Below are 18,529 nucleotides of genomic sequence, written 5' to 3'. Positions count from 1 at the left end.
CCGCTACTCCCCGGGCACAGGGGACGGCTGCCCATCGGAGAAGTCCTCCGGCCCGAAGACCTGATCCCAGGGCACCGGCAGGGGCTTGCCGTAGATCTTCTTGGCCTCCACCTCCTCGATGAAGTGGCGGTCCTCGGCGATGAGGCAGGTGTCCACATGGCCGCTGAAGCACTTCAGCTTCATGCCCCGCTCCAGGATCTCCTTCAGGGGCTCCTGGAAGAAGTTCCCCAGGGAGGTGTGGATGTAGGGACAGGGCATCACGTCGCCGAACTTGGTGACTGAGACCATCCGTTTCACTGCGATGCACCCCAGATCCATCCCGTAGGCGGGGGTCAGATGGGTGAACACCTGGTAGCGCTGCTCCAGCTGCCGCAGGTAGTCCATGTCCTCCCGCGTGATCATCACGTCGTAGTTGCCCTCCCAGGCCCCCACGGGCTTGGCGTAGGTCACGAAGATCGGCACCTTCCGCGCCTTGCCGAACTCCAGGAATTCGATGAACTCCTCCGAACGGATCCGCTGCTTGGTCACCACCGTGGCGATGAGCAGGTTCAGCCCCGCGGCCTGGGCCGCGTCGATGGCCCGAAGCGCCCGAGCGTGGGACCCGGGCTTGCGCCGGAAGGCGTCGTGCTCCTCGGCATTGAGGCTGTCCAGGCTGAGCTGGATCTTGTCCACCCCGATGGCCTTGAGGTGCTTGGCCCTGGCCTCGTCCAGGAACCACCCGTTGGTGTCGGAGGTGATGTAGAAGCGGCTGGGATCCAGGGCCTCCACGATCTGGTCGAAGTCCGGGAACACCAGGGGCTCGCCACCGGTGATGACCACCTGGGCCAGGCCCAGTTCGTCGGCCTGCCGGGCCAGCTCCCGCACCTCCGGGATTCCGAAACTCCGGAGCTTCCTGTCCTGGCCCTTCTCCTGGAGCCGCGTAATGCAGCAGTGCTGGCACCTGAAGTTGCAGGCATAGTCGTACTGGAACTGAAGGATGGCGATGCTCTCGCCCCGCTCCACCTTCTCGTCGAAGCGCAGGATCTTTTCGTAAACCTTGGGTTTCTCCCGCTGGAGCTGGTTGCGCTTGGCGTTCTCATCCGGGGAAAGGGGGGGGATTCCCGTCATGACTGGACCTCATTTCTTGGATGCCCTGGGCTTGCGATCTCAATGCCCCAGTCCCGCAGGATGCCAATCCGGAGTCGCTGCCCAAAGCGCTCCCGCAGGATGCCTGCCACTTCATCCGAGTAGCTGGCCGCCATCACGAGGACCGCTTCCACGGGATCGGTCTCCAGGGCCTCGGGGGAACGGATCGGGAGATGAGTGGCCGGGGTATACCGGCCCTGCTTGAAGGGGGCGGAATCCACCACGTAGCGCAGGTGAGGCGCTAGGTCCGCCAGGGCCAGGAGCGCGAGGGCCTGGTGTCCGGCACCCCAGACCGCCGCAGACGCGACCCCCCGCACGAAGGACTGCAGCTCGCGGGTCAGGCCTTCCTGGCGGGATCGGAAGGCCCTGAGATCCAGGGGCTCCCGCCGCCTCACCGTCGCCGAGAGGATGTAGCGATGCCAGACGGCCTCGCAGGCCACCACCTCGAAACCCGCCCGCTCCAGGAGCACCCGGAGGGTGGCCTCGGTGAAGTAGCAGAGGTGGTCCGGGATGAACTCGGAAAAGAGCTCCTGCTCCAGGATCAGATCGAAGTTGGGGACCTCGACCAGCCCGAGGGCGCCTTCCTCCAGGTGGGCGTGGATGGCCCGCAGGGCCTCCAGAGGCTCGGGAAGGTGTTCCAGGTAGCTCAGGATGAAGAAGGCCGCAAAGGGCGCCTCGCCCGAGAGGGGATCCCCCTCGGAGATGAAACCCTCGGTGACATGGGGATGGTTCTGGGGCGCCGCCTCCAGGCCCCGGGCCTCCATGCCCACCTCCCGGAGGAGATCCAGGTACTCGCCCCGGCCGCAGCCCACCTCCAGGACCCGCTTTCCCTGGAGACCGTACCGCTCGGCAAAGCCACGGAACTGCTCCCGCCGGAAGGCCCCCATCTCGGGAGAGAAGGCGGAAGCCCGGATCACTTCCCGGAAGTAGGGCACCGGCTCCCCCTCCAGCTGCACCAGGCCGCAGTGGGCACACTGACGGACCACCAGGTCCACTCCCCGCTCCGTGGCCAGATCCTCCGGCCCCGGGAGGAACTGGGCCGCCTTGGGCATGCCGGCAAAGGCCAGCAGGGGGGCTGGATGAAAGGCGCCACCACAGCTCCGGCAGCTCATCGGAGGCAGGCCAGCAGGGTCTGGACCATGTAGTCCAGCCGCGCCTCGTCGAGTCCGGGATAGACCCCGACCCAGAAGGTGTCCCGCATGACCCGGTCCGCCCCCTCCAGGGACCCCACCACCCGGTGGGGGATCCCCTGGTAGGCGGGCTGGCGCAGCAGGTTGCCCCCAAAGAGGAGCCGCGTGCCGATCCTGGCCCCTTCCAGGGCCTGGATGAGCTCGTTCCGCGATCGGGGGCAGCCCTCCCGCCGGGTCAGCAGGAAGCCGAACCAGCTGGGATCACTCTGGGGCGTCGGCTCCGGCAGGATCAGGTGCTCCTCCAGGGGCTTCAAACCCTCCAGGAGGTAGGCGAAGTTCTCCTTCCGCCGCTCGATGAAGCCCGGCAGCTTCTCCAGCTGGCTCAGCCCCACCGCCGCCTGCATGTCCGTCAGCTTCAGGTTGTACCCGATGTGGCTGTACGTGTACTTGTGGTCGTACCCCTGGGGCAGCTCCCCCAGCTGCCAGTCGAAGCGGTGCCGGCAGGTGTTGTCGCAGCCCGGCTCGCACCAGCAGTCCCGGCCCCAGTCCCGGAAGCTCTCCACCAGCTTCTTCAGCTTGGGGTCCGAGGTCAGCACGGCCCCGCCCTCCCCCATGGTCAGGTGGTGGGCCGGGTAGAAGCTCACCGTGGCCAGGTGTCCGAAGGTTCCCACCATGCGCCCCCGGTACCGGGCCCCCACGGCGTCGCAGCAATCCTCGATCACCCAGAGGTCGTGGCGCCGAGCCACCTCCATCACCGCATCCAGGTCGAAGGGGTTGCCCAGGGTGTGGGCCACCATGATGGCCCGGGTCCGGGGCCCGACGGCCTCCTCCAGGCGGGTCACGTCCAGGTTGTACGTGGGGATGTCCACATCCAGGAAGACCGGCACCAGCTGGTGCTGGAGGATGGGGTTCACGGTGGTGGGGAAGCCGGCGGCACAGGTGATGACCTCATCGCCCGGTTTCAGCCGCTTCTCCCCCAGGCTGGGGGACGTCAGGGCCGCCAGGGCCACGAGGTTGGCGCTGGAGCCGGAGTTCACCAGGGAGCAGAAGCCCTGCTCCATGAAGGCGGCGAAGCGGGGTTCGAAGTCCCGGGCGAAGCGGCCCGTGGTGAGCCAGAAGTCCAGGCTGGCATCCACCAGGTTCCGGACATCCGCCCCGTCGAAGACCTTGCCGCTCACGGGCACGGCGCTCTGGCCCGGCTGAAAGGGCGCCTCGGGCCACTGGGCCCGGGCGTACTCCTCCACCAGGGAGAGGATCTGTTCGCGGAGTTCCGGTGCCTTCATGCGCCCTTCCCCAGGTAGGCCCGGTACCAGGCGATGCTGCGCTCCAGCCCTTCCTTCAGGCCGATGCGGCAGGACCATCCCAGCACCCGCTGGGCCTTGGAGGCGTCCAGATACTGATCCCGGATCTCCCCCTGGGCCGTGTTCTGGATGACGGGCTCCAGATCCGGTCGCCCCATGAGCTCCAGGATCAGGCGGGTCAGCTCCAGCACGCTCATCTGGCGCTCGGGGCTGAAGTTGAAGGCCTCGCCCCGCACCCCCTCCCGGTCGGCGGAGGCCGCCAGGGCCAGGTAGGCGTCCACCACATCCTCCACATAGAGGTAGTCCCGGGTGAAGGTGCCGTCCGAGCGCAGAACCGGGGCCCGGTTCTCCAGGACACCACGGATGGTGCCCGGGACGATGCGGCTCCAGTTCAGGTCCGCCCCGCCGTAGATGTTCCCGCAGCGGGCCACGGCCACCGGGAGGCCGTAGGTCTGGGTGTAGGTGTGGGCCAGGAGGTCCGTGCAGCTCTTGGAGACATCGTAGGGATGGCGGCCGTTGGCGGGCATGTCCTCGGTGTAGGGCAGCACCTCGGCCTCGCCGTAGGCCTTGTCGCTGGAGGCCACCACCACCCGCTTCACGAGGGAGGCATGGACCCGGCAGGCCTCCAGGAGGTTGTAGCTCCCCCGGATGTTGCTCTCGAAGGTCAGGAGGGGGCTGCGGTGGGCGGTGCCCACGATGGCCTGGGCCCCCAGGTGGAAGACCGTGTCCACCTCGTGCTCGCTGATGGCCCGCTCCAGGGTGGCGTAGTCCTCCAGGGCGCCGGAGACCACGGTGCAGCGCTGGCTGTCGCCGCTCCGGATGAACTCGCTCTGGGGATCCCAGTCCCGCACCAAGGCGATGACCTGGGCCCCTTCCGCCAGCAGCCGACGGCAGAGCCAGGACCCCACGAGCCCCGTGGCCCCCGTGACGAAGACCCTGTGTCCCTGCAGCCCGCTCATGGCCAGACCTTCCAGGGGGCCTGCTTCGAATTCCAGCATTCCTCCAGGTAGTTCTTCTCCCGCAGGGTGTCCATCGGTTGCCAGAAGCCCTCGTGCCGGTAGGCCATCAACTGTCCCTCGCGGGTGAGCCTATCCATGGGTGTGCCCTCGAAGGATGTCTCATCACCCTCGATGTAATCCAGCACCTGGCGATCCAGCACGAAAAAGCCGCCGTTGATCCAACCTTCGCCGACCTGGGACTTCTCTGCAAAATGAGTGACTTGGCCAGCGGGGTCCATGGCCAAAGCGCCGAAGCGGGCAGGCGGGCGGACAGCCGTCACGGTGGCAAGCTTCCCATGGGCTTGGTGAAAATCGAGCAGGGCCGGGATGTCGATATTGGCGACGCCATCACCATAGGTGAGGAGGAAAGTCGGATCATCCCCGAGCCAGGTGCCCAGCCTTTTCACACGCCCACCGGTCTGGGTCTGATCCCCGGTGTCAACCAGATGGACCCGCCAGTCCAGCTTCTGCCCATCATGCACCGTGCTGTGGCCCGTAGCCAGATTCACGGTCAGGTTCGAGGACATGGCATTGAAACGCTGGAAATAGTCCTTGACCATCTCTCCACGGTAGCCAAGGGCCACCAGGAACTCATTGAGCCCGTAATGGGCGTAGATCTGCATGATGTGCCAGAGCATCGGCCGACCGCCGATCTCCACCATGGGTTTGGGTTTGACCAGGGTTTCCTCCGAAAGCCTCGTGCCCAGTCCCCCCGCCAGGATCATGACCTTCATGCATGTGCTCCGTAGTTTTTGCCTATTGCATCACAGGTTAGGCAGCCATGGCGCAGATTTGCAAGGATTGCGCCACTAAAGGCCACACGTTTGCCAAAGCTTGCCGAAGGCAGACCGGGCGAAGGTCGAGAGGTATAATCTCCCATCCTCAGCCCGGAGTCCCCATGCGCACTTGCGCCTTCGCTCTCTTCTGCTGCGCCCTTGGCGCCCAATCCGCTCCCCCGCCGGATGCCTCCTTCTTCAAGGGGGATCCCAAGGTGATCATGGTCCACGCGGCCGACAAGGCGCGGGTCAGGGCTCCCCGGAACAGTCAATATCTGGCCCGCTGGGCCCAGGTCTACCTTGCGTCGGGCGACCGCAGCCGGGCCGAGGACGCCTTTCAAAGGGCACTGCGGGAGGGCGCTGACGACCCCGGAACCCACGCCCTCATCACCCTGGCCTGGCTGCAGAACGGATTCAAGAAGGAGGCCCTGGCCGCCTACAAGGCCATGCCCAAGGATTCGACATCCTGCGCAGAATGGCTGGCACGGATGGCCCAGCGCTTCCTGGAGGCCGATCTGGAACCCGAGGCCCTCCAGGCCATGGAGACCGCCCATCGCCTCGCTCCCGGAGACTGGCAAGCCTGCGTGGAGTTCGGCCGATCCGCCGTCATGACCAAGCGACTGGATCTGGCTGGAGATTGGTTCCTCAAAGCCGTCCAGACGCGCCCCAGGGACGAGGAGGTCTGGACCCAGATCGCCCTGGCTTACGGCAGCGCCCCCCGCTAGCCTCGCATGGCTCCCCACTGGAGGGCCTTCCTCTTCCTCCTGCTCCCGGCCCTCCTGGCCCTGCTGGGCTTCCACCCGGGCATCTTGCTTTCCGCCCTCATGGTCCTGGGGCTCTCCTGGGCCTTTCTGGCACTGGAGGGGCGCGATCTGGCCTCGCTTGGCCTGAGGCTGAATGCCCGGTGGGGCCTGGATCTGCTCTGGGGCATTGGGCTCGGCGTGGGCCTCATGGGGCTGGTGGCCCTGAGCCTCCGGGGCCTCGGGGCTTTCCACTGGGAACCCAACCTCGCCTTCCGTGGCATCCACCTCGGAACCGGAGCGGCGAGCTTCGCCCTGGTCGCCGTCCATGAAGAATGCCTTTTCCGCGGCTATCCCTTCCAGCGACTCGCGGAGGTCTTCGGAGCCTGGCCCGCGCAGCTGGTCCTGGCCCTGCTCTTCGCCCTGATCCACTGGGGGAACCCTGGAATGGTCGGCCCGACCCGATCCTGGGCCACCCTGAACATCATGCTGGCGGCCCTGCTCCTTGGCCTCTGTTACCTCCGGACCCGCAGCCTCGCTCTCCCCATGGGCCTCCACCTGGGATGGAACTGGGCCCAGGGCAACCTGCTGGGCTTCCCGGTCAGTGGCACCACCTTCGCCCAGAGCCCCTGGCAGCCTGTCCTTCACGATAGTCCGCAATGGCTGACGGGCGGCCCCTTCGGCCTGGAGGCCAGCGCCCTCTGCACCCTGGTCTGCCTGGGGGCAATCCTTTCCCTGGGGCTATGGAAGGTGCGACCCTCGGTATCCTGAGGGCATGCGCTACGCCTCCCTCGCCTCCGGTTCCAAGGGCAACTGCCATGCATTCTCCGATGGCGAATCCACCCTGCTGGTGGATGTCGGCATCTCCTTCCTTCAGATCCGTCGACGGCTGGAGGCCCTGGACTGGGACCTGGAGCAGGTTCGGGCCGTGGCCATCACCCATGAGCACTCGGACCACATCGCGGCCATCCCAGTACTCCTCAAGCGGACCGACTGGAAGTTCATGGCCACGGAGGAGACCATGGCCGCCATCCTCTCCATCCAGGATGTGGATATCCCGGCCTCGCGCTGGATACCCCTCCGGGCGGGACACGCTCTGGACTGGGAGGGGTGGAGGGTCCTCCCCTTCGCCATCCCCCACGATGCAGCGGACCCGGTGGGCTACCGCCTGGAGCTGGGCGGGCACTCCGCGGCGGTGGTGACGGACCTGGGCCACCCCACCGCCCTGGTGCTCGACCACTGTTCAGGACTGGACCACCTGACCCTGGAATCCAATCACGACGTACAGATGCTTCGGGAGGGCAGCTACCCGCCCCCCCTCAAGGCCCGCATCCTCAGCCGCGTGGGGCACCTCTCCAACGAGGCTGCGGCCGGACTCCTGGACCGGGTCTGGTCGCCACGCCTCGCAAGCGTCGTGCTGGCGCATCTCAGCGAGCAGAACAACGAGCCAGAGCTGGCCCGTTTCGCCGCAACAGAGGTCCTTCGACACCGCGCGACCCGACTCGTGGTCGCCACCCAGGGCACCCCCCTGCCGCTTTCACTTGAGCCAAGCGTGCCCCGGGATGGCATCATGATGGATGTGGAAATGAGGATTGAATAATGATGATGCGTTGTCTCCGTCTGGCGGCCCTTGCCGTGGCCCTGCCCCTCCTGGCCCAGCCCGGGAGCCCAGACCTGAAGCTCCTGGTCGAACGCTTTGATGCAGCCCAGGCCAAGGCGGACACCATCCAGACCCCCTTCACCCTCACGATCCGCCGGGCCATGCTGCGCACTCCCACGGTCACCCGGGGCACCCTCTACATCCAGGGATCCAGCTTCGTCCACTTCACCTTCGCCCCTCCGGAGGATCTGGTCCTCCACTTGACCCCCAAGACCCTGATTTCGTACAGCCCCCGCTCCCGGGAGGGGGAGATCCTCAAGATCGGCTTCATCAAGAACGCCAACCGGAAGTTCCTGGGGCTGGGGCAGAAGCTCTCCTACCTTTCCGACTATTTCAAGGTTGAGTCCGCGGACCCCAAGGACCTGCCCAACACCTATTTCCTGAAGCTCCTGCCCAGAAGCCTCTCCATGAAACGCCGTTTCCAGGCCATCCACATCTGGGTTGACCGGGACACAAGCCTCCCCAGGCAAGTGCTCTGGATCGAGCGCAGCGGCGATTCCTGGCAGCTCGAACTGGAAGGCGTGCAGACCAACCGCCCCATTCCCAGCCCGGTCCAGGCCTTCACTCTCCCGACCGGTATCGAGTTGCGAAACGGCTTCAGTTTCTTCGCCACTCGAAAGAAGTAAACTTCCAGGCATCGAGGAAACCATGATCATCACCTGCCCCTCCTGTTCCGGTCGCTTCCAGTACGACGAGGCGCGGTTCCAGGGTGTCCCCTCAAAACGGTTCAAGTGCCCCAAATGCCAGCATATCTTCGAGGTGGAGAACCCCGAATTCCTTGCGGCCCTGGCTGAACTCGCGCCTCCCCCACCACCTGTTCCCGAAGCGAGTCCGATCCAGGCCACGACTCAGCTTCCCAGGCAGGAGCCCAGCGAGTCGGTCCGCGAAACGACCGCCCGCAAGGACAGGAGCGCCATGCTTTCGGCGGCGGGCTTGCGCAACGGGCTTCCCACAGGCTTCCGATTCAGCCTGGCCTTCCTTTCCGGCGCCATGGCCTCCACGGTCCGGCAGCTTGACAAGCCTCAGATTCTCATCGGCCGGGAGGATGGGGACATCGTGACCATGGACCCCGAAACCTCGCGCCGCCACGCCATGATCGAGATCCACCCAGACGGAACGGTCTGGCTTGAGGATCTTGGTTCCACCAACGGCACCACGACCGAGGGGCAGCCCGTCACGGGTCAGATACAGCTCCACGATCGCCAGGAGTTCACCTGCGGGCAGAGCACCTTCATGCTTCTGGTCCGCAAGAGCGACGGGATGCTGGACTGATATGAATAATGCACAAGATCCATACGAGTCTTATCTCCACCGCGCGGACCAGCTCTTCCAGGGCGGAGAGGTGGTCCAGGCAGGGCAGATCTGGCAGGCCGTCCTCAAGCGGGTTCCTGGCCACGAACGGGCCCAGGCCGGGCTCTACAAGGTCAAACTCCACTTCGATGCCCGGGCGACTCAGGATGGCCTTGGCGACGCTTCCCCCAAGGAGGGCAACCCGAGGGATACCGCCACCGCCCTGCCCGAAGGCGCCCCCTCACGAGCCCCCCTCGCCCCCCCCAGCCCCTCGGACCTCACCCGGGCCCTGGACCGGGGCTGCGCCCTCTACGATGCTGGCCAAGTGGAGGACGCCCTAAGGATCTGGGAAGAGGTTCTGGAGCAGGATCCGGACAACAACCTGGCAAAAGGCTATCTTCAGCAGGCGAAGCGCATTCTGGCCCAGGCCACCCCGCTCCCGCCGGAGCCTGCCCCGGTATTGGCCCAGGTCCCGGTCCCAACCCCGGTTGAACCCGCTGAGACCGAGAATCTCCTCCGGGAGGGTTGCACCCTCTACGATATGGGAGAGGTGGAAGGCGCTCTCACGAAGTGGGAGCGGGCCCTCGCCCTGGAGCCCGGCCACGCCCTGGCACACCAGTACGTGAACGATGCCCGAAAGGAGCTTGGGAAGGCCCCGTTCGACCCGGAAGCCCCGCCAACAAGCGTTGAACCTGTCGCAGAACCGGTGTTCCAGACAGCCGATGAGGGTGAAGACCCCCTGGCCCGGGTCGTAAAGGAGGGCGTCCAGCTCTACGACATGGGCATGACAGAGGAAGCCATTGAGCGCTGGAAGAGAGTGCTGGAGGCAAACCCCCAGCACGCTGAAGCCCAGGGATACTTGGAAATGGCCAGCACCGAGAGCCTTCAGGCCCCCCCACCACCCCGGCCGACCCCGGAGCCTGCTCCCCAGTTGGACCCCCTTGGGCCCCTCTTCTCGGATGCCGCAGAACTAATGCAACGCCAGCGCTTTGCGGATGCCGGAGATCTCTTCCACCGCATCCTTCAGCACCGACCGGAGGATGCCCAAGCCCTCCAGGGCTACCAGCTGGCCCGCACCCTCGCGACCGCCCAGGCCCTGCCCACCCAGGTGCCACCCCCCGTCCCTGAAGAAGTCCAGGCACCCGCCTCCGTGATGCCCCCGCCCGCAATCGAGCGGGAGTCCGCAGCGAGTCGGCGAGGGCTTTCCCTCAGCACCCTCCTTCGCGTGGGATCCCTCCCACCCTGGGCCCTTTCGCCCAAGGTACTCATCACCACCATCGGCACCTTCTTCGCCCTCATCATTTTCTCCTACATCGTCCACAGCTTCCGGCAGGACCGCGCCCTGGCCGCTGCGGTGGCTTCCCGGCGGGGAGAGATGCTCGCCCCGGTGACACGGAGCACCCAGATCCCCGACCTGGCGGAATCCCCGGTCGCCATCCGCAAGGAGGCGGAGGGGGCCATCGGCGAAGACTCACTGCTGGCCTACTTCAGGGCCCAGGAACTGGTGCGGCTCCATCCAGGGGACGCCAGTGCTGGCCAACTGCTGGAGAAAGCCAAGGGAGGGCTCTCCAGCACGGTTTCAGGGTCCTACGCCCTACCGGATTTCGAGAAACTCGTCCAGATCGGAGACCTGGACGGGGCTGACAAGCTCATGGACGGACTCCTCCGAATGGACCCCGACAACCCTCTCCTCCGAGCACGGGCCGGCAGGGTCTGGCTGGCCAAGGCCCAGGTCTTCGCCTCCAAGGAACGCTGGGGAGACGCCAAGGACGCCCTTCGCCGCGGCAGGGCAGCCTTCCCCCAGGACAAGATCTGGCGCACCCGCCTCAGGCTCCTGGAGCAGATCCAGAGCATGGGCAAGGCGGAGCGGGCCAGCTGGATCCAGTTGCTGGGGTAGGGAAGTGCCAGTCAGAACCTGCCCCAGCTGCCATCACCGACTTTCGGCCCTCGCCCTGGAGTGTCCGGTCTGCGGACTCGAGCTGGCCAAGCCTCCCATGGCCAGGCCTCTCCTCTTCCAGGCCAGCGCGCTTCAGGGAAAGACGGAACGCAACCCTCACCAGCAGGCGATTTCAGTTCCGGCGCTGGGTCGCGTAGCCCCGGTGATCATGGAAAGCCCCGAACCCGACGAGGACTTCGACCCCCTACCGGAGTGGTCCAGGCCCCCTAGCCAGCCCACGCTCCAGTCCCCACCAGCCTCCGATGGGGGGGATTCCTTCTGGCCTCTCGCCAAGCTCGAGTTCCTCGAAGCCATGGGCCTGCTGGCAGCGAACCTCCTGCTCGCAGCATTCACATGGGTTCAGACCGGGATGCTGACTCAGGCCTATAGCGAGCTCTGGCACTTCCTCCTGCCCATGCACTTCGTCCTCTCATGGGCAGCCCTCATGGTCCCGTTGGCCCTTACGGGACAGTCGCCCATGATGGGACGCTTCGGCCTCCAGCTTGGAGCCAACCAGCCGGAACGGCGCCTGGCCTTCTCCCTCTTCCACCTGCTCTCCGTGACGGTCTTCCCCCTCTCCTTCATCTGCATGGTGCTCACCCGCAACCACCGGACCCTCGCCGAGCTCTTGACCGGCCAGGAGATCGTGGTGCTCGCCACCAGGGCGAGGTAGAGCCCACAAATAGGCAAACGGCAACAGAGGCTTCCGGACGCGGAACCAGAATGGAGACTATCCCGGAAGCTCGGTATGCCCCTCAGGCGTAAGCCAGGATATCGGTTCCCAGAATGGCTCCGAGACGCTGGACGGTCGCAAGCGTGGGGTTAACTCCGGGGCGTTCAAGTCGAGCATAGACCTGCTGAGCTTGGCCCATTTGGGCTGCAACTTCTGACTGTGTGAGTCCCTTTTGGAACCGTCGGTACCTGAGGGTGGCTGGAAAGAGATCTGCTAAATAGAGTTCCAGACCGTGCTTGGGGGCATCACGAAATACGGATTGGAGTGGATTCTCTCCCTGGGCGGCAAACTCAAGCAGCATTTCCAGAACCAGGCCCTTGAGAGCATCCAGAGCCTCTTCTCGCGTTTCCTCGCTCACAACCCCAAGAAAACGTCCCTGGACATCATGAGCCTGGGCTACGAAGAGACCTTCATCCCTGCTTTCCTTAAGCTCAACGAAATACTTATGCATGAGCGCCTCTGCGCGTTGTCGCGACTATTTGGCCTTCTCAGGCCAATCTTTCTTTGGGATCCCAAGCTCTTTGAGAAGAACTTGGGCCTCGATGCGACCTTTGATTTTACTGCGAACGGAAACAGTCCGCCCGTCCGGCTTCCGAAGCATGATGGTGTGAGAACCCCCGCTTCGACTCTCATGAGAAGTCCACCCGTGTTGAATGGCGAGCTTGAGAATGATCCTGGGATCAATGAAGTTCTCGCCCACGAAGCTCCTTTCTCCTGGCATCAGATTACACCATATAAGATGTAAGGCAAGAAGACCGTGCCGAAATTCTTTTCAGGCATAGGGGTGGCCAACTCCGTCCGCACCCCGAAACTAATTAGTCCCGAAGATCCGGTCCCCCGCATCCCCCAGACCCGGCAGGATGTATCCCTTTTCGTTCAGCTCCCGGTCCAGGGCAGCCACCACCACCTGGACATCCGGATGGTCCTCCGCCATGCGCTTCATCCCTTCAGGGGAGGCGATGACCGCCACAAGCGAAAGCTTCTTGGCCCCGGCAGCCTTCAACTGGCGCACGGCCTCGGAAGCGCTTCCTCCCGTCGCCAGCATGGGATCCAGCACGAATACAGTGCGCTCCTCCAGAAGAGGAGGGAAGTTCCGGTAGTAGGGCACCGGCACCAGCGTGTCGTGATCCCGGTACAGACCCAGGTGTCCGACCTTGGCCGTGGGCATGAGCTGAAGGAAAGCGGGAAGCAGCCCCAGACCGGCCCGCAGCACCGGGACAAGAACGGGGTCCAGGGGGAGGAGCCGCCGCCCCTGGGTGCGTTCCAGAGGCGTCTCCACTGCCACGGACTCCGTGGCCAGCGTCCTGGTGCTCTCGACCGCCAGGATCAGACCCAGTTCCTCGACGAGTTGCCGGAAGAGCAGGCCACAGGTCTTCCGGTCCCTGATGAAGGAGAGTTTGTGAAGGGCCAAAGGGTGGTTTAGGATCAAGGGTTCCATGGATTCTCCTGGGGTGCGATCCGGCAACCCGGATGAAAATTCCAAAAGGGGTCGCTGCTCCGGGGTGTTGTGCATCGCCTACCGAGAATACAATCTCGGGAGACACACGACAAAATTGATTGACCGTCCTTGCAAGGCTGGTTGTAGTTGAAATCAAAGAACCATCGTTCTTTTTGCGGGCCCCAGTTAGACTGGGATTCAAGATGCCATGGGGGCTGTAGATGCTGAAAAAGGTCCAGATATTCAAAGCACTGGACGTCGAGATCAAGAAGCAGAAGGGCCCAGCCGCTGTGAAGGAACCCTATCGCGGCTACCACTCGCTCAAGGAAGAGCTCAGCCAGCCCGGCATCACGATCGTGGCTGAGGTTGCTGGCGGCAATCCGCTCCGAGGGCAAGTGAGGGAGAACTTCCGCGCATCGACTCACGCCAAAAGCCTGGTGGAGAACGGAGCCAAGGCCCTGTCCGTGGCCACGGACCGCTTCCTCTACTACGGCGAAGACCGGAACCTCCCGGAGGTGCGCCCCCTGGTCAAGGTGCCGGTGCTCCGCCGGGACTTCATCCTTGAAGAGTACCAGGTGGAGGAGAGCAAGATCCTGGGCGCCGATGCCATCTACCTTGTCGCCGCCATGCTGGAAACAGATCGCTTGGCCGCCCTGAACAAACTGGCCAGCACCAAGGGGCTCGATGTGGTCATCGAGGTTTCCTCCGAGGCGGATCTGGCCCGGGCCCTGGAGGCCGGCGCCGAGATCATCTGCGTGGTCGGTCGGGATCTCGACACCTGGGAGCCCTCCTGGGAACTGGCCCTCGAACTGGTGGCAAAGGTGCCTGAAAAGCAGTGCCTCCGCATGGTGGAGGCGAGCATCCAGACCCTGGATCAGATCCGGCAGATCGAGGAACTGGGAGTCCACGGCATCATCATCGGCGATGTGCTCCTGGACGAGTTCTACCCCGGGAAACGTCTCGCTCAGATTCTTTCGGGCGTGGAAGTGGCCCGCAAACCCGGACGAAGCAAGCCAAGAGCAGGGGCCCTCTCCGATGCCGAATCGGAGCAGACGGAGACCTCAGCGGCAGGTGGACGCAACGCTGTTAACCCAAAACATGCAACCCTCGTCAAACCTCAACCGCCCTCTCAGGGGGAAAAGGAGCTTCCAGTGGCAAAACTTCCAGTCGCCTCCAAGAAGGCTGAACCGAAGGCTGTCCCTCCTGCCAAGGCTGTGGCCAAGAAGGCCGAGCCCAAGGCTGTCCCCGCTGCCAAGCCTGCCGCCAAGAAGGCCGAGCCCAAGGCTGTCCCCGCTGCCAAGCCCGCCGCCAAGAAGGCCGAGCCCAAGTCTGTCCCCGCTACCAAGCCCGCCGCCAAGAAAGCGGAGCCCAAGGCCGTCCCCGCTGCCAAGAAGGCATCCAAGTAGGCTGCTTCCGCCTAAAAATAAATTCTTAACTATCGTCAAGTTCTAGTGGTGCCCCTATGAAGCTGATCGAACGCGTTTCCGCCCTTGAAGTCCTGGATAGCCGTGGCAACCCCACGGTGCTTGCCCGCGTGCAACTCAACGATGGGCAGTACGGCCAGGCGCTGGTTCCTTCGGGAGCCTCTACGGGAAGCCGTGAGGCCCTGGAGAAGCGGGATGGCGACAAGAAGCGCTACCTGGGGAAGGGTGTGCTGGACGCGGTGCAGGCCATCAATACCGAGGTCAGCGATGCCCTCCAAGGCATGGATGTCTTCCAGCAGGCCGAACTTGACGAGCTTATGCTCAACCTCGATGGCACCGAGAACAAGTCCAATCTTGGTGCCAACGCAATCCTGGGCGTATCCATGGCCGTCGCTGACGCGGCGGCCAAGGCCTGCGGCCAACCCCTCTACCGCTACCTTGGCGGCGCATCGGCACGAACCCTGCCAGTCCCCATGATGAACATCCTCAACGGGGGTGCTCACGCTGATAACAACGTGGACATCCAGGAATTCATGATCCTTCCCGTCGGCGCTCCCAGCTTCTCGGAAGGCCTGCGCTGGGGCACCGAGATCTACCACGCCCTGAAGACCGTGCTCAAGGCCCAGAAGCTCTCCACGGGTGTGGGCGACGAGGGCGGTTTCGCCCCCAACCTCAAGTCCAATGAGGAGGCCCTGGTCCTCATCGAGGAAGCCATCGTCAAGGCGGGCTACAAGCCCGGCAAGGATGTCTACCTTGGCCTGGACTGCGCCAGCAGCGAGTTCTACAAGGCCAGTAAGTATGAGATCGATGGCCAGAAGAAGACGGGTACCCAGCTCATCAACTACTACGCGGAACTCACCCAGAAACACCCCGTCATCACCATCGAGGACGGCTGCGATGAGAGTGACTGGAAGAACTGGAAGGCCCTGACGGACAAGCTCAACGCCACCACCCAACTGGTGGGCGACGATCTCTTCGTCACCAACCCCGCCATCCTCTCCAGGGGTATCAAAGAGGGCGTGGCCAACGCCATCCTCATCAAGCTGAACCAGATCGGCACGGTCACCGAGACCCTCAAGGCCGTGGACATGGCGCACAAGGCGGGCTACCGAGCCATCATCAGCCACCGCAGCGGCGAGACGGAGGACACCTTCATCGCCGATCTCTCCGTGGCCACCGGCGCAGGTCAGATCAAGACCGGCGCACCCTGCCGCACGGACCGGGTGGCCAAGTACAACCGCCTCCTCCAGATCGAGTGGGAGCTGGGGGCCGCCGCCCGCTACGCCGGTCGCGAAGCATTCAATCGCCTCTAGGACCTCTCGATGAACGCCGGTTGGCTCCTGAAGTCCAGCACCCTCTGGTGGGCCCTGGGGCTTTCCGGTGTCTCGTCCCTTGCCATCCTGTTCGTGTCGCCGGACGGCATCATGAACCTGCGGAAGCGGGAGGCTGAACTCGTCGCCTTCCGTCAGGATCTTGGGGTCAAGGCGCAGCGGAATCTGGAACTGACGGAAGAGGTCAAGCGTCTGGCCGCCAAGGACCCTGAACTGCTCGAGGCCCTGGCTCGACGTCAGGGTTTTGCGAAGCCGGGTGAGACGATCTACACATTCCGGGAACGCAAGAATTAAGAGCCGTCGCAGAAAGAAAAGGAGAGAGCCACACGCTCTCTCCTTTTCTTTTCCCGATTATCGGCTTGCTTCAGCCAAGGCCGAGGGGCTGGGATAGCTTTTGGCAGGCCCCGAAAATCAGAATCGGCTGGGATAAAAAGGATGAAGCAGGATAAAGCAATCAGCGTACAACAATGGTCCACCAAGACGCTCCAGCCCGCCCCGCGAAGCGGGGGCGTCCGGCTTTGCCGGGCGCGTTCCGGAAGGGTGAGCGGGCTTCGGCACGCGCGCGTGCGCAGCCTGCTCACCCTCCTGGAACCAGGGCCGGAGCGCCGATCATTCAGACCAGAGGCTTTTCATCCCCTGTATCCCCTCCATCCCAGCCAGCCTTTGCTTTTCTCTGTGCCCTCTGCCATGAAAGGGGGGACCGCCTGCTCGCTGCGCTCGCGATGTCCCCCCTTTGACCCCCACGTGATGGCCAGGCAAAGCCCGACCATCACGTCTGTGTTCACTCTTTTGAACTTCCTGGCTGAGCAAAGCCGATAATCGGGTTTCTCTTTGGCCGCTGGGGCGCCTACCCCTTCCGGTGCACCTTCTTCACCACGAAGCGGGGACGGTCCCGCACCTCCTGGTAGATGCGACCGATGTACTCCCCCAGCAGTCCGAAGGCCAGGAACTGGGCTCCCACGAAGATGAAGAGGATGGCGAAGAGGGTGAAGACCCCCTCGGCGCTCCCCTCTGGGTGCAGGATCCGATAGATCATCAGGTAGATGCCGAAGCCGATGCCCAGGACGCTGATGAGCACACCGAGCACGCTGAGCATCTGAAGGGGAAGGAGGCTGAAGCTGGTAAGGAGGTCGAACTGGAGGTTGATCAGCTTCCAAAGGCCGTACTTGGATTCGCCGGCAGCGCGCTCGGCGTGGCCCACCGGGACCTCGGCGATGCGCTTGGCAAAGCTGTTGGCCAACGCCGGAATGAAGCTGGAGCGTTCCCGGCACTGGAGCATGGCGTCCACGATCTCGCGGCGGTAGGCCCGCAGCATGCACCCGTAGTCGTTCATCCGGACACCCGTGGTCTTCCGGGTGACAGCGTTGACCAGCTTGCTGGGAAGGGTCCGGAAGAGGCTGTCGTTGTCCGTCCGCCCCTGACGCCATCCCCCCGCCACATCGAATCCCTCATCGATCTTGGCCACCAGCTTGGGGATCTCCTCCGGAGGGTTCTGGAGATCCGCGTCCAGGGTCACGACGACCTGCCCCTGGACCAGGGAGAAGGCCCCAAAGATGGCGCTGTGCTGGCCGTAGTTCCGATTGAACTCCACCACGGAAACCCTGGGCTCTGCTGCGGCGATCTCGGTAAGGATTTCCAGGCTCCGATCGCGGCTGCCGTCATCCGTGAAGATCACCTCCCAGTCGCGTCCAGGGGTGTTGAAGTGGGTCCGAAGGGTCGTGGAGAGCCGCTCCCAAAGGGAGGGAATGTTCTCCTCCTCGTTGTAAATGGGGATGACCACGCTGAGATAAGGCTGGACCATGAAACACTCCGCGCTTTCATTGTAGGCCCAGAGTGACGATAGGATCTAATGCCGATCGGCATGGGACTCCCGTGAGCCGCTTCATCCTGACGAGAGAATGGATTCCGTCCCACCGAGGCATAGAAGATGAGGTGACACGAATCATGCGGCGAGCCATCCTACCCCTCCTGCTGGCCATCACCCCCGCCATGGGGCAGCCTCCAACCTCCGAGCCAGCACCTTTGGACGCAGCGGAAGGCGTGACTGCCACCCCGGAGGAGAAGGCAGTCGTACTGGAAATCAACCGCATCCGGAAGTACCCCAAGGCCTATGCCGACTACCTGAAGGCCTTGAGGAAGTACTTCGATGGCACGCTATGGCGCCTTCCGAACCGCATCCCCATCCGGACCAATGAGGGCGCTGCCGCCCTGGATGAGGCCGTGGCCTTCCTTGAGTCCGTCCCTCCCCGCGAGCCCCTGGCATTCTCAGAGAGCCTTTTCCGCTCAGCCCTGGAGCTGGTGCGCGAGCAGGGCCCCACCGGGCAGACAGGGCACAAAGGCCCCACCGGTTCCACCATGCAGGATCGCATCGCCCGCCAGGGTCCAGTCGGAGTCTGCGGGGAGATCATCAATTACGGGCCAGAGGTGCCCCGCATGACCATGCTCCAGCTGGTCATCGACGATGGCGTACCCGACAGGGGCCACCGCAGGAACATCTTCGACCCAGACTTCAGGATCGCCGGAGCCGCCACCGGATCCCACAAGACCTACGGCACCATGACCGTCGTGGATATGGCCGACGGGTTCAAGGACTGAAGGGGCTCACGCGGAGGCGCGGAGCACGCGGAGACAGGAAGGTAATCCCGCT

The 18,529-nt window shown here is 64.2% G+C and carries 19 protein-coding genes; 11 read left to right on the top strand and 8 right to left on the bottom strand.

Annotation, left to right across the window (positions count from 1 at the left end):
- Positions 1–3: 3 nt before the first annotated feature.
- The 5 genes from HOLFODRAFT_RS21045 to rfbF are packed head-to-tail and all read right to left on the bottom strand — an operon-like array spanning position 4 to position 5,288.
- Positions 4–1,107, bottom strand: coding sequence for a radical SAM protein (locus HOLFODRAFT_RS21045; protein ID WP_005035823.1), 1,104 nt, complete (start codon positions 1,105–1,107; stop codon positions 4–6).
- Positions 1,104–2,237, bottom strand: a complete 1,134-nt coding sequence (locus HOLFODRAFT_RS0212280; protein ID WP_005035821.1) for a class I SAM-dependent methyltransferase — start codon at positions 2,235–2,237, stop codon at positions 1,104–1,106. Before HOLFODRAFT_RS0212280 ends, HOLFODRAFT_RS21045 begins: the two co-directional genes overlap by 4 nt.
- Positions 2,234–3,538, bottom strand: a complete 1,305-nt coding sequence (gene rfbH, locus HOLFODRAFT_RS0212275; RefSeq protein ID WP_005035820.1) for a lipopolysaccharide biosynthesis protein RfbH — start codon at positions 3,536–3,538, stop codon at positions 2,234–2,236. The genes HOLFODRAFT_RS0212280 and rfbH overlap by 4 nt, the downstream gene beginning before the upstream one ends.
- Complete coding sequence (locus HOLFODRAFT_RS0212270; protein WP_005035818.1) at positions 3,535–4,554, bottom strand: NAD-dependent epimerase/dehydratase family protein; 1,020 nt, start codon at positions 4,552–4,554, stop codon at positions 3,535–3,537. The genes rfbH and HOLFODRAFT_RS0212270 overlap by 4 nt, the downstream gene beginning before the upstream one ends.
- Complete coding sequence (gene rfbF, locus HOLFODRAFT_RS0212265; RefSeq protein ID WP_005035817.1) at positions 4,512–5,288, bottom strand: glucose-1-phosphate cytidylyltransferase; 777 nt, start codon at positions 5,286–5,288, stop codon at positions 4,512–4,514. Before rfbF ends, HOLFODRAFT_RS0212270 begins: the two co-directional genes overlap by 43 nt.
- 164 nt (positions 5,289–5,452) lie before the next feature.
- Between rfbF and HOLFODRAFT_RS0212260 the strand changes: the two genes are divergently transcribed.
- Genes HOLFODRAFT_RS0212260 through HOLFODRAFT_RS0212230 form a run of 7 tightly spaced genes read left to right on the top strand, consistent with a single transcriptional unit; the run spans position 5,453 to position 11,629 of the window.
- The gene (locus HOLFODRAFT_RS0212260) at positions 5,453–6,055 is read left to right on the top strand and encodes a tetratricopeptide repeat protein (RefSeq protein ID WP_005035815.1); all 603 of its coding nucleotides are present in this window, start codon (positions 5,453–5,455) and stop codon (positions 6,053–6,055) included.
- A 6-nt stretch (positions 6,056–6,061) separates the two neighbouring features.
- Positions 6,062–6,841, top strand: a complete 780-nt coding sequence (locus tag HOLFODRAFT_RS23205; RefSeq protein ID WP_005035813.1) for a CPBP family intramembrane glutamic endopeptidase — start codon at positions 6,062–6,064, stop codon at positions 6,839–6,841.
- Between the two features lie 4 nt (positions 6,842–6,845).
- The gene (locus HOLFODRAFT_RS21035; RefSeq protein ID WP_005035812.1) at positions 6,846–7,670 is read left to right on the top strand and encodes an MBL fold metallo-hydrolase; all 825 of its coding nucleotides are present in this window, start codon (positions 6,846–6,848) and stop codon (positions 7,668–7,670) included.
- Complete coding sequence (locus HOLFODRAFT_RS0212245; RefSeq protein ID WP_005035811.1) at positions 7,670–8,356, top strand: LolA family protein; 687 nt, start codon at positions 7,670–7,672, stop codon at positions 8,354–8,356. Before HOLFODRAFT_RS21035 ends, HOLFODRAFT_RS0212245 begins: the two co-directional genes overlap by 1 nt.
- 22 nt (positions 8,357–8,378) lie before the next feature.
- On the top strand, positions 8,379–9,002 hold the full coding sequence (locus HOLFODRAFT_RS24550) for an FHA domain-containing protein (RefSeq protein ID WP_005035810.1): 624 nt from the start codon (positions 8,379–8,381) through the stop codon (positions 9,000–9,002).
- Position 9,003: 1 nt separating this feature from the next.
- On the top strand, positions 9,004–10,917 hold the full coding sequence (locus HOLFODRAFT_RS0212235; protein WP_005035809.1) for a tetratricopeptide repeat protein: 1,914 nt from the start codon (positions 9,004–9,006) through the stop codon (positions 10,915–10,917).
- A gap of 4 nt (positions 10,918–10,921) precedes the next feature.
- The gene (locus HOLFODRAFT_RS0212230) at positions 10,922–11,629 is read left to right on the top strand and encodes a hypothetical protein (RefSeq protein WP_026939285.1); all 708 of its coding nucleotides are present in this window, start codon (positions 10,922–10,924) and stop codon (positions 11,627–11,629) included.
- A gap of 82 nt (positions 11,630–11,711) precedes the next feature.
- On the opposite strand, the gene HOLFODRAFT_RS24075 is transcribed toward HOLFODRAFT_RS0212230, so the two are convergent.
- Both HOLFODRAFT_RS24075 and upp read right to left on the bottom strand, forming a co-directional pair.
- The gene (locus HOLFODRAFT_RS24075; RefSeq protein ID WP_005035807.1) at positions 11,712–12,140 is read right to left on the bottom strand and encodes a helix-turn-helix domain-containing protein; all 429 of its coding nucleotides are present in this window, start codon (positions 12,138–12,140) and stop codon (positions 11,712–11,714) included.
- 360 nt (positions 12,141–12,500) lie between these two features.
- Positions 12,501–13,127: a uracil phosphoribosyltransferase gene (gene upp / locus HOLFODRAFT_RS0212220; protein ID WP_005035806.1), complete on the bottom strand. Its 627-nt coding sequence runs from the start codon at positions 13,125–13,127 to the stop codon at positions 12,501–12,503.
- Positions 13,128–13,348: 221 nt separating this feature from the next.
- On the opposite strand from upp, the gene HOLFODRAFT_RS0212215 reads away from it, so the two are divergent.
- Genes HOLFODRAFT_RS0212215 through HOLFODRAFT_RS0212205 form a run of 3 tightly spaced genes read left to right on the top strand, consistent with a single transcriptional unit; the run spans position 13,349 to position 16,176 of the window.
- On the top strand, positions 13,349–14,533 hold the full coding sequence (locus HOLFODRAFT_RS0212215; protein WP_005035804.1) for an indole-3-glycerol-phosphate synthase: 1,185 nt from the start codon (positions 13,349–13,351) through the stop codon (positions 14,531–14,533).
- Positions 14,534–14,589: 56 nt separating this feature from the next.
- A complete protein-coding gene (gene eno, locus HOLFODRAFT_RS0212210; RefSeq protein WP_005035803.1) occupies positions 14,590–15,864 on the top strand; it encodes a phosphopyruvate hydratase in 1,275 nt (424 codons plus the stop codon).
- Positions 15,865–15,873: 9 nt separating this feature from the next.
- Positions 15,874–16,176 (top strand): septum formation initiator family protein, encoded by a 303-nt coding sequence (locus HOLFODRAFT_RS0212205; protein WP_005035802.1) that lies wholly within the window; start codon positions 15,874–15,876, stop codon positions 16,174–16,176.
- Between the two features lie 553 nt (positions 16,177–16,729).
- On the opposite strand, the gene HOLFODRAFT_RS0212200 is transcribed toward HOLFODRAFT_RS0212205, so the two are convergent.
- On the bottom strand, positions 16,730–17,683 hold the full coding sequence (locus HOLFODRAFT_RS0212200; RefSeq protein WP_005035801.1) for a glycosyltransferase: 954 nt from the start codon (positions 17,681–17,683) through the stop codon (positions 16,730–16,732).
- Between the two features lie 143 nt (positions 17,684–17,826).
- On the opposite strand from HOLFODRAFT_RS0212200, the gene HOLFODRAFT_RS0212195 reads away from it, so the two are divergent.
- Entirely contained in the window at positions 17,827–18,477 is a 651-nt protein-coding gene (locus HOLFODRAFT_RS0212195; protein WP_005035799.1) for a CAP domain-containing protein, read from the top strand.
- The last annotated feature ends 52 nt before the right edge of the window (positions 18,478–18,529 follow it).

This window comes from Holophaga foetida DSM 6591, assembly GCF_000242615.2.
GTDB lineage: Bacteria > Acidobacteriota > Holophagae > Holophagales > Holophagaceae > Holophaga > Holophaga foetida.
This window is presented reverse-complemented; position numbering and strand designations above follow the sequence as displayed.

What these genes read in the sequence shown, in the direction of transcription:
- HOLFODRAFT_RS0212270 (WP_005035818.1), bottom strand. Translation starts at nt 4,554, where the DNA reads ATGCTGGAATTCGAAGCAGGCCCCCTGGAAGGTCTGGCCATGAGCGGG.
- HOLFODRAFT_RS23205 (WP_005035813.1), top strand. Translation starts at nt 6,062, where the DNA reads ATGGCTCCCCACTGGAGGGCCTTCCTCTTCCTCCTGCTCCCGGCCCTC.
- HOLFODRAFT_RS0212200 (WP_005035801.1), bottom strand. Translation starts at nt 17,683, where the DNA reads ATGGTCCAGCCTTATCTCAGCGTGGTCATCCCCATTTACAACGAGGAG.
- rfbF (WP_005035817.1), bottom strand. Translation starts at nt 5,288, where the DNA reads ATGAAGGTCATGATCCTGGCGGGGGGACTGGGCACGAGGCTTTCGGAG.
- rfbH (WP_005035820.1), bottom strand. Translation starts at nt 3,538, where the DNA reads ATGAAGGCACCGGAACTCCGCGAACAGATCCTCTCCCTGGTGGAGGAG.
- HOLFODRAFT_RS0212280 (WP_005035821.1), bottom strand. Translation starts at nt 2,237, where the DNA reads ATGAGCTGCCGGAGCTGTGGTGGCGCCTTTCATCCAGCCCCCCTGCTG.
- HOLFODRAFT_RS24075 (WP_005035807.1), bottom strand. Translation starts at nt 12,140, where the DNA reads ATGCATAAGTATTTCGTTGAGCTTAAGGAAAGCAGGGATGAAGGTCTC.
- upp (WP_005035806.1), bottom strand. Translation starts at nt 13,127, where the DNA reads ATGGAACCCTTGATCCTAAACCACCCTTTGGCCCTTCACAAACTCTCC.
- HOLFODRAFT_RS0212215 (WP_005035804.1), top strand. Translation starts at nt 13,349, where the DNA reads ATGCTGAAAAAGGTCCAGATATTCAAAGCACTGGACGTCGAGATCAAG.
- HOLFODRAFT_RS0212260 (WP_005035815.1), top strand. Translation starts at nt 5,453, where the DNA reads ATGCGCACTTGCGCCTTCGCTCTCTTCTGCTGCGCCCTTGGCGCCCAA.
- HOLFODRAFT_RS21035 (WP_005035812.1), top strand. Translation starts at nt 6,846, where the DNA reads ATGCGCTACGCCTCCCTCGCCTCCGGTTCCAAGGGCAACTGCCATGCA.
- HOLFODRAFT_RS0212235 (WP_005035809.1), top strand. Translation starts at nt 9,004, where the DNA reads ATGAATAATGCACAAGATCCATACGAGTCTTATCTCCACCGCGCGGAC.
- HOLFODRAFT_RS0212195 (WP_005035799.1), top strand. Translation starts at nt 17,827, where the DNA reads ATGCGGCGAGCCATCCTACCCCTCCTGCTGGCCATCACCCCCGCCATG.
- HOLFODRAFT_RS24550 (WP_005035810.1), top strand. Translation starts at nt 8,379, where the DNA reads ATGATCATCACCTGCCCCTCCTGTTCCGGTCGCTTCCAGTACGACGAG.
- HOLFODRAFT_RS0212245 (WP_005035811.1), top strand. Translation starts at nt 7,670, where the DNA reads ATGATGATGCGTTGTCTCCGTCTGGCGGCCCTTGCCGTGGCCCTGCCC.
- eno (WP_005035803.1), top strand. Translation starts at nt 14,590, where the DNA reads ATGAAGCTGATCGAACGCGTTTCCGCCCTTGAAGTCCTGGATAGCCGT.
- HOLFODRAFT_RS21045 (WP_005035823.1), bottom strand. Translation starts at nt 1,107, where the DNA reads ATGACGGGAATCCCCCCCCTTTCCCCGGATGAGAACGCCAAGCGCAAC.
- HOLFODRAFT_RS0212205 (WP_005035802.1), top strand. Translation starts at nt 15,874, where the DNA reads ATGAACGCCGGTTGGCTCCTGAAGTCCAGCACCCTCTGGTGGGCCCTG.